The organism is Bacillus sp. FSL H8-0492 (assembly GCF_038006145.1).
In the GTDB taxonomy this organism is placed as follows: Bacteria; Bacillota; Bacilli; order Bacillales; family Bacillaceae_G; genus Bacillus_A; species Bacillus_A mycoides.
The window spans coordinates 772,388-786,761 of sequence record NZ_JBBOUP010000001.1 but is presented as its reverse complement, the minus strand read 5'-3'; the positions used below and the strand labels follow the sequence as shown (position 1 = coordinate 786,761).

General features: G+C 36.7%; 14 protein-coding genes and 2 other annotated features. Of the genes, 1 reads left to right on the top strand and 13 read right to left on the bottom strand.

The features are described from left to right. Nucleotides 1–18 precede the first annotated feature (18 nt). Both MHH66_RS03975 and MHH66_RS03970 read right to left on the bottom strand, forming a co-directional pair. Complete coding sequence (locus MHH66_RS03975; RefSeq protein WP_063218382.1) at nucleotides 19–1,812, bottom strand: DHA2 family efflux MFS transporter permease subunit; 1,794 nt, start codon at nucleotides 1,810–1,812, stop codon at nucleotides 19–21. 12 nt (nucleotides 1,813–1,824) lie between these two features. After that, a complete protein-coding gene (locus MHH66_RS03970; protein ID WP_002190842.1) occupies nucleotides 1,825–2,478 on the bottom strand; it encodes an HlyD family secretion protein in 654 nt (217 codons plus the stop codon). A gap of 296 nt (nucleotides 2,479–2,774) precedes the next feature. Here MHH66_RS03970 and MHH66_RS03965 point away from each other — a divergent pair, with 296 nt between their 5' ends. Further along, nucleotides 2,775–3,392 carry a TetR/AcrR family transcriptional regulator gene (locus MHH66_RS03965; RefSeq protein ID WP_002015467.1) on the top strand — a complete coding sequence of 206 codons (618 nt, stop codon included), beginning with the start codon at nucleotides 2,775–2,777 and terminating at the stop codon, nucleotides 3,390–3,392. A gap of 41 nt (nucleotides 3,393–3,433) precedes the next feature. On the opposite strand, the gene MHH66_RS03960 is transcribed toward MHH66_RS03965, so the two are convergent. From MHH66_RS03960 to speD, 11 genes are all read right to left on the bottom strand, one after another. Continuing rightward, nucleotides 3,434–4,519 (bottom strand): M42 family metallopeptidase, encoded by a 1,086-nt coding sequence (locus MHH66_RS03960; RefSeq protein WP_002088917.1) that lies wholly within the window; start codon nucleotides 4,517–4,519, stop codon nucleotides 3,434–3,436. A gap of 69 nt (nucleotides 4,520–4,588) precedes the next feature. After that, the gene (locus MHH66_RS03955) at nucleotides 4,589–5,080 is read right to left on the bottom strand and encodes a dUTP diphosphatase (RefSeq protein WP_002015469.1); all 492 of its coding nucleotides are present in this window, start codon (nucleotides 5,078–5,080) and stop codon (nucleotides 4,589–4,591) included. Between the two features lie 515 nt (nucleotides 5,081–5,595). Further along, nucleotides 5,596–5,952: a 50S ribosomal protein L20 gene (gene rplT, locus MHH66_RS03950; RefSeq protein WP_001138364.1), complete on the bottom strand. Its 357-nt coding sequence runs from the start codon at nucleotides 5,950–5,952 to the stop codon at nucleotides 5,596–5,598. Between the two features lie 38 nt (nucleotides 5,953–5,990). Next, a complete protein-coding gene (gene rpmI / locus MHH66_RS03945; protein ID WP_001125945.1) occupies nucleotides 5,991–6,191 on the bottom strand; it encodes a 50S ribosomal protein L35 in 201 nt (66 codons plus the stop codon). 21 nt (nucleotides 6,192–6,212) lie between these two features. Further along, nucleotides 6,213–6,716 (bottom strand): translation initiation factor IF-3, encoded by a 504-nt coding sequence (gene infC / locus MHH66_RS03940; RefSeq protein WP_002015470.1) that lies wholly within the window; start codon nucleotides 6,714–6,716, stop codon nucleotides 6,213–6,215. A 63-nt stretch (nucleotides 6,717–6,779) separates the two neighbouring features. Beyond that, nucleotides 6,780–6,900, bottom strand: a sequence feature (ribosomal protein L20 leader region). Between the two features lie 206 nt (nucleotides 6,901–7,106). Next, nucleotides 7,107–9,044, bottom strand: a complete 1,938-nt coding sequence (thrS, locus tag MHH66_RS03935; RefSeq protein ID WP_002034275.1) for a threonine--tRNA ligase — start codon at nucleotides 9,042–9,044, stop codon at nucleotides 7,107–7,109. A 48-nt stretch (nucleotides 9,045–9,092) separates the two neighbouring features. Next, nucleotides 9,093–9,320, bottom strand: a binding site (T-box leader). 31 nt (nucleotides 9,321–9,351) lie between these two features. Then, nucleotides 9,352–10,233 carry a putative sporulation protein YtxC gene (gene ytxC / locus MHH66_RS03930; RefSeq protein ID WP_078185051.1) on the bottom strand — a complete coding sequence of 294 codons (882 nt, stop codon included), beginning with the start codon at nucleotides 10,231–10,233 and terminating at the stop codon, nucleotides 9,352–9,354. Nucleotides 10,234–10,622: 389 nt separating this feature from the next. Next, nucleotides 10,623–11,561: a primosomal protein DnaI gene (gene dnaI, locus MHH66_RS03925; protein WP_002015473.1), complete on the bottom strand. Its 939-nt coding sequence runs from the start codon at nucleotides 11,559–11,561 to the stop codon at nucleotides 10,623–10,625. Nucleotides 11,562–11,594: 33 nt separating this feature from the next. After that, complete coding sequence (locus tag MHH66_RS03920) at nucleotides 11,595–13,001, bottom strand: replication initiation and membrane attachment family protein (RefSeq protein ID WP_002015474.1); 1,407 nt, start codon at nucleotides 12,999–13,001, stop codon at nucleotides 11,595–11,597. Between the two features lie 145 nt (nucleotides 13,002–13,146). Beyond that, entirely contained in the window at nucleotides 13,147–13,608 is a 462-nt protein-coding gene (nrdR, locus tag MHH66_RS03915) for a transcriptional regulator NrdR (RefSeq protein WP_001203686.1), read from the bottom strand. Between the two features lie 196 nt (nucleotides 13,609–13,804). Continuing rightward, entirely contained in the window at nucleotides 13,805–14,188 is a 384-nt protein-coding gene (gene speD / locus MHH66_RS03910) for an adenosylmethionine decarboxylase (RefSeq protein WP_002003660.1), read from the bottom strand. Nucleotides 14,189–14,374: the final 186 nt, after the last annotated feature.

The window sequence follows — 14,374 nt, the reverse complement described above, 5'->3', positions numbered from 1 at the left end:
GGCAAAAAAGCAGGGAAATTAATTCCCTGCTTTTCTATTTGGTTTATTGCCTGATGGTAAGAAGAACGATAACACCCAAGCAATACCGGCTAATATTGTTGCAATTAAGAAGGCATCGTTAATACCGTTAATTGCAGATAGCTTTGAAATTTGTCCGAATAATAGTTGTGTACTCATCGCATCTCCTGCTTGAGCTGATCCGGCTAATGCCGCTAAGCTTTGGCCCATACCGTGTACTTTATCAACTAAAATCGGGTTTGACGTTGTTAACATATTGCCGTAATCCGCTACGTGAGCAGTAGTTTGTTGCGTCATAAGCGTGATTAATATCGCTGTTCCAATTGAACCAGCTACTTGTCTTGACGTATTTTGCGTTGCTGTACCGTGAGAAATTAATTTCATCGGCAGTGCATTCATACCAGCTGTCATAATTGGCATCATAATGAATGACATACCAATTGAGCGTATAATATAATCCGTCATAATAACGCTATACGGTGTATCCATCGATAACGTTGTAAATTTATATGTCGCATATGTTGTAATGGCTAATCCGACAATTGCTAACGGACGAATACCATACTTATCGAATAGTTTACCTGCAACTGGTCCCATGATCCCCATAATTAATGATCCTGGAAGTAATAATAAACCAGATTCCATCGGCGTAAAACCGCGAATGTTTTGCAAGTATACTGGAAGTAATAACATACCTCCGAATAAGGCCATCGTTACAATCGCGTTAATTACTAATGTGAAAGTGAACGTCGGATATTTAAACACTTGTAAATCAAGCATTTTATTGTCTGTTGTTAACTCTCTCCAAATAAATACAGCTAAACCAATGACACCGATGATAAGTGTTATAACAACTTCTGCACTAGTCCAGCCATTATTTCCAGCTTCACTAAATCCGTACAGTAAGCTACCTAGTCCAATACTTGAACTAATAACACCGAATACATCTAACTTTGTTTTGGACACTGGCTGAGCTAGTGTAAAGAATTTAAAAGATAAGAACGTAATAATTAAACCGATAACAAACATCCCATAGAACATTAAGTTCCAGCTATAGTTTTCAATTACCCAACCTGTTACAGTTGGTCCGATAGCTGGTGCTAAAATCATCGCTACCCCAAGTAACCCCATAGCTGCTCCGCGTTTATTAGGCGGGAATAATGTCATGAAGATATTCATACCAACTGGCATTAAAATACCTGCACCAACCGCTTGAACAACACGGCCTGTCATCATCATTGTAAAGTTTCCTGATGTAGCACAAATGATAGATCCTACAGTGAAGAATAACATTGCTGCTATGAATAATTTACGATACGTAAATCGTGAAACTAAAAATGCACTGATTGGTACTAAAATTCCGTTTACAAGCATGAAGCCTGTAATTAACCATTGTGCTGTTGAAGTTGATACGTTAAATTCATTCATTAATGGAGGCAGTGCAACATTAATGATCGTTTGGTTTAAAATAGAAACGAACATACCGAGAATTAATACAGCTACAACTGCCTTTACATTCACATTCTCTACCGGCAATTGTCTCTTCAGCATTTCTTTTTCCTGTTTTACTTGCTCTTGCTTCCCTGTTTCTAATTCCACTACGTTAGAAGCTTCTGTTTCTTGTTTTTGTTCAAGTTCTTTCTCTACTGTTTCTGCTTGACTTACTTCTATCTTACTTACGGCTGGGACTTGTTCTTCTCCCAAATTCGTTTTTTTCTTTCGTAAAAGACGATTTACAAGGAAGAAGACGATTATACAAAATAGTGCATATCCTACAATTGCAATTGAGGACATCTCATCTCCCCCTTACTTATGAATACGAACTGACACATTCATTCCAGGAACAATATTTACTGATTTACTATGATCTAAAGAAACTTTAACTGGTACAACTTGCTTTACTTTCGTATAGTTTGCTGTTGCGTTACTTGATGGCAACATCGAGAATGTATTCGCCGTTGTTAATCCAACTTGTTCTACTTTTCCCGTTAACGTTGTATCTGGGTATGCGTCTACATACACATCTACTGTTTGGCCTTTTTGAACATCATCAATATTTGTTTCTTCAATATTTGCTGTTACCCATAAATTGCTCATATCAAATGCATAAGCAATTGGGCTACCTGCCCCAACGAACGCATTAGTTGTTGCATTTGATTGTACAACTGTTGCATTTTGCGGAATTGTTACATCTACTGTTTGCTCACCATTTGCTCCTGCTACAGTAACCGCACCTAATTTATCGTTCTCATTGTAATTTTTTCCGACTTCAGCTTTCCAGTCTGTTAATTTACCTGCTACTGGTGATGCAATTGGGATTACTTTCCCGTCAATCTTTGCATTTTCTGTTTTTAAATAGTTTTCCGCTTGATTGTAATAGTAATAACCGCCAATACCGCCGCCAACTAATACAATTAATGTGATAATGTTGATAATTACCATTCTTCGAAACTGATTCATTGCATTCCTCTCCTTATATCGCATATAATTTTTTTCTAAACTATTTATATCCTTAGTGTTTATATTGTTTAATTGTTAATTATATTAACCTTTAAACAAAAAAAGCACACCTTTTACGACGCAAACTATGTTTTGTCTGCATCCTAGCGGTGCTGATTTCTAAAGGACTATCGTTTATAATTATAAATAATTATCCCGAATCTACAACCAACAATTTAAACCTATATGTTGTTTAAACAACATTACACTATACATGTGTTGTTTAAGGTTAAAAAATTAAACGAGGTGAAGTAAAAATGTCTATTAAAAATACAAATGATCCACGTGTAAAACGAACGAGACAACTCATACAGGATGCTTTTGTCGCTTTAGTAGGCGAAAAGGGCTTCGAAAATGTAACTGTGCAACATATCGCGGAACGCGCTCCTGTAAATCGTGCTACATTTTATAGCCATTACCATGATAAATATGATTTATTAGAAAAAAGCATAGAAGAAATGTTAGAAAAACTAGCTGCAGTAATTAAACCACAAAATCGAAATAAAGAAGATTTTCAGCTCACTTTTGATTCACCGCATCCAACTTTTTTAGCTTTGTTTGAGCATATCGCAGATAATACTAATTTCTATAACGTTATGCTCGGCGATAAGGCAGCTGGAAACTATTCTTATAAAATGATGAAAACAATTCAAACACATTTAACATTAAGCCTATCTATTTCCCAGCCAGATGATGAAGACCTTATGGTCCCTCGTGATATTCTTATTAGTTATGTTACAGGCGCTCATATCGGAATGATTATGTCATGGTTAAAAAGAGGCATGATTTATACCCCACATTTCATGGCAATGCAATTAACTCGCTTAATTATTTTAGGAGCTCATACTGCAGCAGGATTAGAAAGACCGTTTTAAAAATGAAAAAAGCGAAGGAGGTTATCCTTCGCTTTTTTCTATTAATTAAATGTAATGTTATGTACAGCCTCTTTATCAAGACGTTTAATAACTTCTACAATTAACTTCACCGCGTTTTCATAATCATCACGATGTAACATCGCTGCATGAGAATGAATGTAGCGTGTCGCAATCGTAATTGCCATAGATGGGATACCATTTACAGAAATGTGAATTGCTCCTGCGTCCGTTCCCCCGCCCGCTACAGAATCATACTGATATGGAATTTGTAATTCATCCGCAACATCAACAACGAAATCACGTAAACCTGTATGACCAATAACAGAAGCATCATATAGAATGATCTGCGGACCATCACCCATTTTACTTTGTGCTTCTTTTGCCGTTACACCTGGTGTATCACCAGCAATACCTACATCTACTGCGAATGCGATATCTGGCTTAATATAGTTTGCAGATGTTTTCGCACCACGAAGACCAACTTCTTCTTGTACAGTCCCAACGCCGTATACAACGTTTGGATGCTTTTCATCTTTTAATTGTTTTAATACGTCAATTGCAATTGCACAACCAATTCGGTTATCCCATGCTTTTGCAAGTAACATCTTTTCATTCTTCATCACTTGGAATTCGAAGTACGGTACAACTTGATCTCCTGGTCGTATGCCCCACTCCATCGCTTCTTCTTGGCTAGAAGCACCAATATCGATGAACATGTCTTTAATTTCAACTGGCTTTTTACGAGCTTCTGGAGGTAAAATGTGCGGTGGTTTTGAACCAATTACACCTGTTACATCTCCTTTACGCGTTACAATCGTTACGCGCTGTGCAAGCATAACTTGCGACCACCAGCCACCCACCGTTTGGAAACGAAGGAAGCCTTTGTCATCAATTTGCGTAATCATAAATCCGACTTCATCTAAATGACCTGCAACCATAATTTTCGGGCCGTTTTCTTCCCCAACTTTTTTCGCAACTAAACTTCCTAAATTGTCAGTAGAAAGTTCATCTGCAAACGGCTCAATATATTTCTTCATTACTTCACGTGGTTCGCGCTCGTTACCCGCAATACCGCGTGCGTCTGTTAATTCTTTTAGCATTGTCAATGTCTCGTCTAATTTTATCATTGCCAACACCCTCCTTTTTCTTCAGTCACTTTATTATACAAAAGGAAATTGAAATATTCAAAAATTAAATTAGTATCCTTGTGTTTGACGCTGATGATTTACTTCATTTTTATCCAAATATGCTTTTTCAATTTCATCTTGTTCAAATTCAAGCGCTTGTCCAAGGCGAAGATAGCTTGTAAATAGTTCAATATAGTTCGTAATAGAAGGTTGATCTGTAAAACGAATTACTTTCGCATATGTGTCTAAGAAAATTTCCACTTGTGTTTTATTCGTTTGCGCACATTTATAGAATAAGAAGTTTTTATCAATTCCTAAATCGATTCCGATTGATAAAATAAAATGTAAACCATCTACGTATTCTTCTAATATTACTTCACGTTCTGAAGCTGGTTTATTGCTCCAATATTTAAAACAACGTGTTTCATTTGCAAGTTCTCCAATTTCTACAAGAAGAGCTAACATTTTTTCTTTTAACAATTTTTTCGGTTGTAAGTCATGTTCTTTCACAATACGGTCATCTAATTCTTTTTGTAATTTAAATAGTTGTAGTAAGTCCATTCTATTGTCCTCCTCCAACATCGCATTTTCCGCAACAATGTTGTTTCATCTCAAAGTTCATTATTATTTTTCGTTTCTTATTAACAAGTCAGCTACCTACATCTTTATAAAGATAGCTTGTCCTTAATTTGCAAATACGTTTCAATCATCACTCATATATTGTTCACTTGATGAAAGTTCCATATCATCTTTCCATTATAGCAGTGTCGTTTCTGCTAGGAAAGATGCACTTCTCACGAATGAGTTCAAATAAAAAAAGTCAGGAGGATTCTCCTGAGTTTATATATATATTCTTTTATATCGCTATAGCTTTTATATTGATTTTGTCATATCGATAACGACACATCCGTTAATCTTTCCTACTTTCATGTAAAAGTCTCCACGTTATCGTTACAAAAATTCTTACAAGCACATCTTAATATACTTGAGCAAGAAATAACGATAATAAGTGGCTGATTTTACAATAAATACAAATAAAAAAACCTTAGAAGAAAATCTTCTAAGGTTTTAAACAATTAGTTAATGTTGTTTTTTGCAACTGTTGCTAATTCAGCGAAAGCTTTTTCGTCATGAACAGCTAAGTCAGCAAGCATCTTGCGGTTAACTTCGATGCCAGCATTTTTTAAACCGTGCATTAAGCGGCTGTAAGAAAGACCATTCATACGAGCTGCTGCGTTGATACGTGTAATCCATAATTTACGGAAGTCACGTTTCTTTTGACGACGGTCACGGAATGCATACATTAGAGATTTCATAACCTGTTGGTTAGCAACCTTAAATAATGTACTCTTAGAACCGTAGTAACCTTTTGCTAATTTTATAACTTTTTTACGACGTTGACGAGTAACTGTACCACCTTTTACTCTTGGCATAATATTACCTCCTAGTTTGTTCTATATATCAGCCGAACTTATTTTAAGTTGTCAAGCATTTGACGAATGCGTTTGAAGTCACCAGCGCTAACTACACCAGCTTTACGTAGTTTACGTTTAGCTTTTGTAGATTTGTTAGCGAATAAATGGCTTGTGTAAGCGTGAGAACGCTTCAGTTTACCAGATCCAGTCTTTTTGAAACGCTTTGCAGCGCCGCGATGAGTTTTTTGTTTAGGCATAGGTATTTCCTCCTCTATCTATTACTTATCGTTTTTCGGTGCTAAAACTAAGAACATACTACGTCCTTCCATTTTAGGCTTAGATTCAATTGTACTAACTTCAGCACAAGCTTCTGAGAAGCGATCTAAAACACGTTGACCGATTTCTTTATGAGTAATGGCACGTCCTTTAAAGCGAATTGACGCTTTAACCTTGTCGCCTTTCTCTAAAAACTTGACAGCATTACGAAGTTTTGTGTTAAAGTCATGTTCATCAATTGTTGGACTTAAACGAACTTCTTTCATGCTAATTACTTTTTGATTTTTGCGCTGTTCTTTTTCTTTCTTCTGTTGCTCAAAGCGGAATTTACCGTAGTCCATAATGCGGCATACTGGTGGTTTCGCATTTGGAGCAACCAATACTAAATCAAGATTAAGACCTGCAGCTAAGTCTAAAGCGTCATTACGAGACTTGATTCCAAGTTGATCGCCGTTTGCGCCAACTAAGCGTACTTCACGTGCACGAATTTGCTCGTTAATCATCATATCCTTGCTAATAGTAAGCCACCTCCAAGGTTTTCTTAGAATACGTTTTGCAATTGTAGAACCCGAACAAAAAAAGTGCGGGCACACGGCACCCACACTTGTAATATCTTTAGTAAGAAATACATTTACCTGCTAACTGCGAATGCGTCCATCAGGTGAGAAGCGGGTGCTTCTACTTGTCAAAACCATATTCTATTATCCTTGATGAGTTTATCATAGGACATGACGTCTGTCAAGAAGACGCGATGTGTTTTACTAACAACAAGAAATATTGTAACAAACAACCAGCATACTTGCAATACTTTTTTATGATAAGTATTGTTTGGTTATTTTTTCTAGATTTTCTTTTTTATAATACATAAAAAAGCCGCGGTATACCGCGGCTCTTTCTTATCGTTTTCCTTCTACCTTAATCATGTCAACAAACGCATCTAATGCGATTGTTTCTGATTTTTGTTCACCATATTTACGTACGTTAACGCCATTTTCAGTAACTTCATTGTCACCTACTACAAGCATGTACGGAATCTTTTGCATTTGTGCTTCACGGATTTTGTAACCAATTTTCTCTTCACGAGTGTCTAATTCAACACGGATACCAGCACGTCGTAATTCATCTTGTACTTTCTTCGCATAGTCTAAATGTACTTGCGGAGAAACTGGAATTACTTGCGCCTGAACTGGAGCTAACCAAGTTGGGAATGCGCCTTTGTATTCTTCAATTAAGAAGGCTACGAAACGTTCCATAGTTGATACAACACCACGGTGAATTACAACTGGACGATGTTGTTTACCGTCTTCACCAACGTAAGTTAATTCAAAGCGTTCTGGAAGTAAGAAGTCTAATTGTACAGTTGAAAGTGTTTCGTCTTTTCCAAGAGCAGTACGAACTTGAACGTCAAGTTTCGGACCATAGAATGCCGCTTCACCTTCAGCTTCATAGTAATCAAGACCCATTTCATCCATAGCTTCTTTTAACATACCTTGTGCTTTTTCCCACATCTCATCATCAGCATAATACTTTTTAGTATCTGCTGGGTCACGATAAGATAGACGGAATGAATAGTTTTCTAAACCGAAATCTTTGTACACTTCTAACGTTAAGTTTACAACACGTTTTAATTCTTCTTTAATTTGATCTGGACGAACGAAAATGTGCGCATCATTTAAAGTCATTCCGCGTACACGTTGTAATCCAGATAATGCTCCAGACATTTCATAGCGGTGCATTGTTCCAAGTTCCGCAATACGGATTGGTAATTCACGGTAGCTGTGAATATCATTTTTATAAACCATCATATGGTGAGGGCAGTTCATTGGACGAAGAACTAACTCTTCATTATCCATTTCCATTGATGGGAACATGCCATCACGGTAATGGTTCCAGTGACCAGAAGTTTCATAAAGCTCTCTACTTCCTAATACTGGAGTGTATACGTGATCATAGCCTAAGCTTGCTTCTTTATCAACGATGTAACGCTCGATAATACGGCGAATTGTTGCACCTTTTGGTAACCAAAGTGGTAAACCTTGTCCTACTTTTTGGCTATTAGTAAATAGTTTTAACTCTTTACCTAATTTACGGTGATCGCGCTCTTTCGCTTCTTCAAGCATACGTAAGTGCTCATCTAATTCTGCTTTCTTAACGAATCCAGTACCGTAAATACGTTGTAACATTTTATTATTGCTATCGCCGCGCCAGTAAGCACCAGCAACACTTAATAATTTAAACACTTTAATCTTCCCTGTAGATGGAAGGTGAACACCACGGCAAAGGTCGAAGAATTCGCCTTGCTCATAGATTGAAATAACTGCATCTTCTGGAAGATCGTTAATTAAATCTAATTTTAACTCATCGCCGATTTCTTCAAAGCGACGAAGTGCTTCTGCACGCGGTACTTCATGACGAACGATTTCTAAGTTTTCGTTCACGATTTTTTGCATTTCTTTTTCGATTTTCTTGAAGTCTTCAACTGTAATTGCTTCTTCCATATCAATATCGTAGTAGAAGCCATTTTCGATTACTGGACCAATGCCAAGCTCAAGCTTAACATCTTTATATAAACGTTTTAACGCTTGTGCTAAAAGGTGAGCTGTTGAGTGGCGTAAAATATATAAGCCATCTTCAGAATCTAATGTAATAATAGAAACTGCACCATCTTCTTCGATTGGTGTAACAAGATCGATCATCTCATCGTTTAATTTTCCAGCCACAGCTTTTTTCTTTAAGCCTGGGCTAATAGAAGCTGCGATTTCTTCAGTTGTTACTCCTTTTGGAAACTCCTTCACAGCTCCATCAGGGAAAGTAATTTTAACTACATCTGCCATCACTGGTCACTCCTCTTTTTTTTCAAAATAAAAAACACTCATCCCATAAAAAGGGACGAGTGTTGAATTCGTGGTTCCACCCTTGTTCCAATTAACCTTATTGTTAATTGCTCAAGTTCAACATAACGGTGTTGTCCGTTAGCAATTACTAGAAAAACGTTCACTGCTAAAGTTTAGAGGTGGTAAGTAATTATCCCGTACTAGGAAGCTCACACCCTAAGGCTTCCCTCTCTGAAAATCGTAGAAAACTACCCATGTCCTCATCATGACATTTCAATATATTTCATTTATGTAGGTAATTATATGCTCAAAAACTTAGAAAATCAAGGGCGTTACCTTTATTTTTTAAATTTTTCACATTGCGCTCAAACTCATGTAATCCATGTAGTTGCACTCGTTCCTGAAATACATTTCGCAAAGTAATAATCATATTATGATCTTGTTCTTTCGTATATAAATAAATCTTTTTCGGCGAAATAGAAAGAAGTGGTGCAATTACTTTCGTATCGATATATACATCCTGTTTCTTTAATAATTCTTCATCTATATATTGAACCAATTTCTCCTGTTTTAAACGCCTACCTTTATCATCATAGAAAATAAAACTTTCATCAAAAATAAGATGTACACAGGACAAACGTGATTTCCGGCTACTTACTTGTTGGCGAAGTGTCTCAATGAATATTTGGTATTCCTGCTCCATCTTATACTCATCAATTGCAACTTCAGCAAGCTTAGTTACCATTTCCCTATATGTACGAAGACGAAAACGAACGTATGATGAAAACGAGAATGAGAGCGGATCACAAAGCCAATCATTCAAAGACGACGCAATATAAGATTCAAATTTTTGACGTGTTAAATCACTAGATACTCCTTTTCTTCTTTCCTTTAAAATCTCCTGTGCCATATGCAATATTTGATGACACTCTTCTTGTTCTTCATAAAAAAACTTTTCCTTTAAAATGGTATGAATCCATTCATTTTGTTTCACATTCATAATGAAATATAGTAATACTGGCAATAAAATCTTTTCAATATAATTTGATTCACATAATGGTATATGAATAACAACCTTTTGTTCGTTTAAATATACACTTGTTTCCTTATATAAGGATTCTGTTCTTTTCGTTAGTTGTCTGTATACGTACACAGCATCATTTTTTTCTTCGAAGCAAATTTCAATCACTTTTGTCCCCCCTTTTATCCCCGCTCTAAAGGATTGCATCTATACGTTACAAATCCTATAAGAGTCCGATCTATGGAAGTTCACTCTTAGTAGAAACCTATCTCCCATTGTTAGAACATCCACTCGATATGGCTTGCTAATTTTATATATATTAAGGGAGGGAGAAAAAAATGATACAAGCTACTCTGAAAAAATGATTAAAATAAAGTGAAACTTTAATCAGTGGAGGTTTTGTCCATCGTTCACTGATTATTAGCCCGCACCAATCGGGCTTTTACGGGCAGCAGGGCTCCCACCTAACTTCTTTGCTTTACAGCCGAATTTTGAGGTGGGAGTCTTACTGCCCGCCAATAGCGGGATAAAAAAGAGCAAGCTTCTCAGCTCGCTCTTTACTTATTACGACGATTCTTCCCGCCAATTGGGATTGGCTTCGCTAAATATTTAATTCGTTCCATAATACGGGCCGCTTTCATCTCTTCTGCTTCACCGCGCTGTGTATACGTTAAATGATGTTCCAACTGTTTGAAATCAAAGTTAGATGTAAAGAACGTCGGTAAGTTTTCCAACATACGGAATTGCAAGATTGCACCGAGTACATCATCACGTACAAAACTTGACATCGCTTCTGCCCCGATATCATCTAACATTAATACTTGTACACGTTTGACAGCATCAATCTTTCCGCTAATCGAATTATCTTGAATCGAACTTTTGATTTCACGTAAAAATTCAGGGAAGTATACGAGCATCGAACTAATTTTCTTTCGCGCAAGCTCATTTGCAATTGCCCCTAAAAGATACGTTTTCCCTACACCAAATTTACCGTACAAATATAAACCTTGTGCTTTTTTACCTGGTTCGTATGTGTTTAAAAATTCATTCGTTGCACCTATTGCATCAATACGTGCATCTAAATCTGAAGGGTCTAAATTTTCCATAGTTGCCTGCAAAATGTCAACTGGCATATATACACTTTGAACGAGTTTTTCATATTTTTTTCTCTCATCATATGCTACTTTTCTAATACAACGATCGTATTGAATATCAATCATCTTACCTTGAATGACGAGCTTCGGCTCATATCCTTGTAGCATATTTTTACATGACCCTAAATCTGGACAATCCGCACACCCTACACTTTGTCCAATATATTCATATAACTTCACAAGACTTCGTTCAATCATAGAAGTCGTTACTTCACCTTTATGTTCGTCTATAAATTCTTTCACACGAGGGTGCGCCATCACTTCTGCCTTTAAGACTTCATATCTATTTTTAAAGTTTTTATTTTCCATTAATTTCGTAAATGAATTTTGAATATGCTCCATTTTCTCACCTCAAAGAGCGTTCATTTTCTTTTATTAATCACGCTTATATTTTTTCAATACTTCTTCTAATCGTTTCCGTTCATCTTCTAACGTACTTGCATCTTTTTTCGCACTTACGTCATTTTTTACAGGTTCTTTCTCTTCTTCTTTCGACTCTTCTTTAAGCCAATCTGGTACCATTTCTTTTCGCACTGTTTTCTTCGCTGTACGACCTTTTTTCTTCGTCTCAGCCCACTCTTGATATTGACGATTCTCTTCTTTCGCTAGCGCCATCGCCTCGCCTACTGTACCGACCTTTTTTCGCGCCCAATGTCCAGCAATCTTCTCGACATACGTTTTAGCAAGCTTCATATCTGAGCGTAGCATAACGTAATAAATAAGTACATTCACAACCCCTGGCGTTAACTTTTGATTTATCATTACATCCTCAACGATTTGCAAGTCCGCTTTCGTCGCCTCTGCACCGCCTGAAATCTCTTTCAATAGTTGTTTTGGCGAGATTTCCTCTAACTGTTTCATTAGCATCTCTTCTTGCGTAGATGGCTCTTTCTCTTTCATTGTACGAGCAGCATGAGGTTGCACTCTTTCACTTAATACAGGTAACGCTTGACCATTTTCGAATTGATACCAATCGCGTGCTCCCTTCCGAAGCCTTTCGATATCAATTGTTTGCACTTCTGTCACTGCGCCAAGAACGATATTTTGCATCGATAACACATCCACACCGTACACATAAGCGAGTGTAATAACACATTCTCTCACTTGATCTGTAATCGCCTTTTTAGGAACAAGGGCTGATAGTCCGTCTACAAATAAAGAGAAATCAAAGAAATCGTTCCAAACTTTCGGAGCATCCCCATTCTCGTTACTTGGCATAATTGTCGTTTTCGGGATACGCAGTTCTTCTTGCGCATATTCAAACTGACCTGGGTTAAACGAATCAAATATATCGTTGAAGGAGCGCGTAACATTTTCATAAGAAGCAAAATCGAATTCTTCTTCTAAGAAATATTGCTTTACTTGGTTGTATTTTGTCCGACTCAAGCGATTATATAAAAAGATACTTAAAACAATATCATCAAAAAACTGCTTCGGAGATAAAGGTGGTTGCAATTCATATATAAACATCCGAATATCTTTTTCTTTCTTAATATATACATTTAAAAGACCAATCGCTTCTAACTTTACTCGTTCCCCATATATTTCAGGAAGTTGCATTTGCATAGTCACCATAAGGGAGTGATGTGTATTCTCTTTTCCAAACACACGATCTTGCTCTAACTCTCCCCATAGTGTCATGTATAAGCTAAAAGCTCTACTACCTATTAACGGCTGATACAACATCGTTAATACTTTCCGGTCGTAATTATGTAACAACCCTTTCGCACTTACTTTATAACGATCAATCGGCAATAGCTCCATCCATGACTGTTTTTCCATTCTTGCTTTTCCTTTCTCTCATCCAATCTAGCCTACATTTCACTCGTTCTATCTTTATTATATAATTTATTAGCGAAAAAGAGCTATTAGCTTCCGCTTCTAGCTCTCTTATCTCGTTTACTTACAGTATATAAAGAGATTCCTTCTATTCTCTCTCTTTTTGCAGTATATCTTTTAATTCTTCAATAAATACATTTAAATCTTTAAATTGACGATACACAGAAGCAAAACGTACGTAAGCAACATCATCAATATCACGAAGTTCTTCCATAACAATTTCACCAATCATATCACTTTTCACTTCTGATATACCTAAGTTACGAAGTTCACGTTCCACACTTTGTGTTACTTCCTCTAACTGCCTTAAAGATACAGGTCTTTTTTCACACGCTTTAATTAAACCGCGTAAAATTTTCTCTTTATTAAACTCTTCTCGTGTTCCTTCTTTTTTAACAACGATAAGAGGTGATTCTTCTACTCTTTCAAATGTCGTAAAGCGACTTAAACAACTTTCACACTCTCTTCTTCTTCGAATAGAGCGCCCCTCGTCTACCGGACGCGAATCTAACACTCTTGTGCCATTATGAAAACAGGATGGACAACGCAATTCATTCACTCCTTTACAATATAATCTTTATTCTTTCGCTACTCACCTACATGTGAAAATATATATACAATATTATATAACTCATTCTTCTATAATGACCACTCTAAGTTATTACATATCGTGATCCTGTTTTATATAAACTAAAAAAGAGGTGCATTATACACCTCTTTACATTTTAAATCAATTATGTTCTTTTTTAAAGAGCTTTTGTTTCTCTCTGCTTAATTTCGAAGCTACCAGTGCCTCGAGGAAGCTCGATGCTCTCACGCGTTTTCGCGTTTAAACCTTCTGCAATATATTCTGCAGCAACATTTGGATCAATACGATCCCCACAAGTATAAACATCAATACTTGCGTAACCGTGCTCCGGAAAGCTATGAATTGTTAAATGTGATTCCGAGATAATTACCACTCCACTTACACCTTGTGGTGCAAATTTATGAAAAGCAACCTCACGTACTTCAGCACCAGCTCTTAGTGCTGCATCCACAAATAATTGTTCAATATACGGCATGTCATTAAGCTTGTCGAAATCGCAATCCCAAAGTTCAGCGATCACGTGACGACCCATCGTATCCATAGTATCCATTCTACAGTTCCCCCTTGTAAATTTATTCTAACTGTTCGAATTGAAAACTAATTTGCAATTTGGCTTGCTCCACTACCACGGGGGAAAGTTAGTCCAGAGAGGTCCTAACCCTTTAAGTAGTGACTACGTACCTCAGCTCTTAAGTTTACGAGTGTTAGTATACTTTGTTTATTTTCA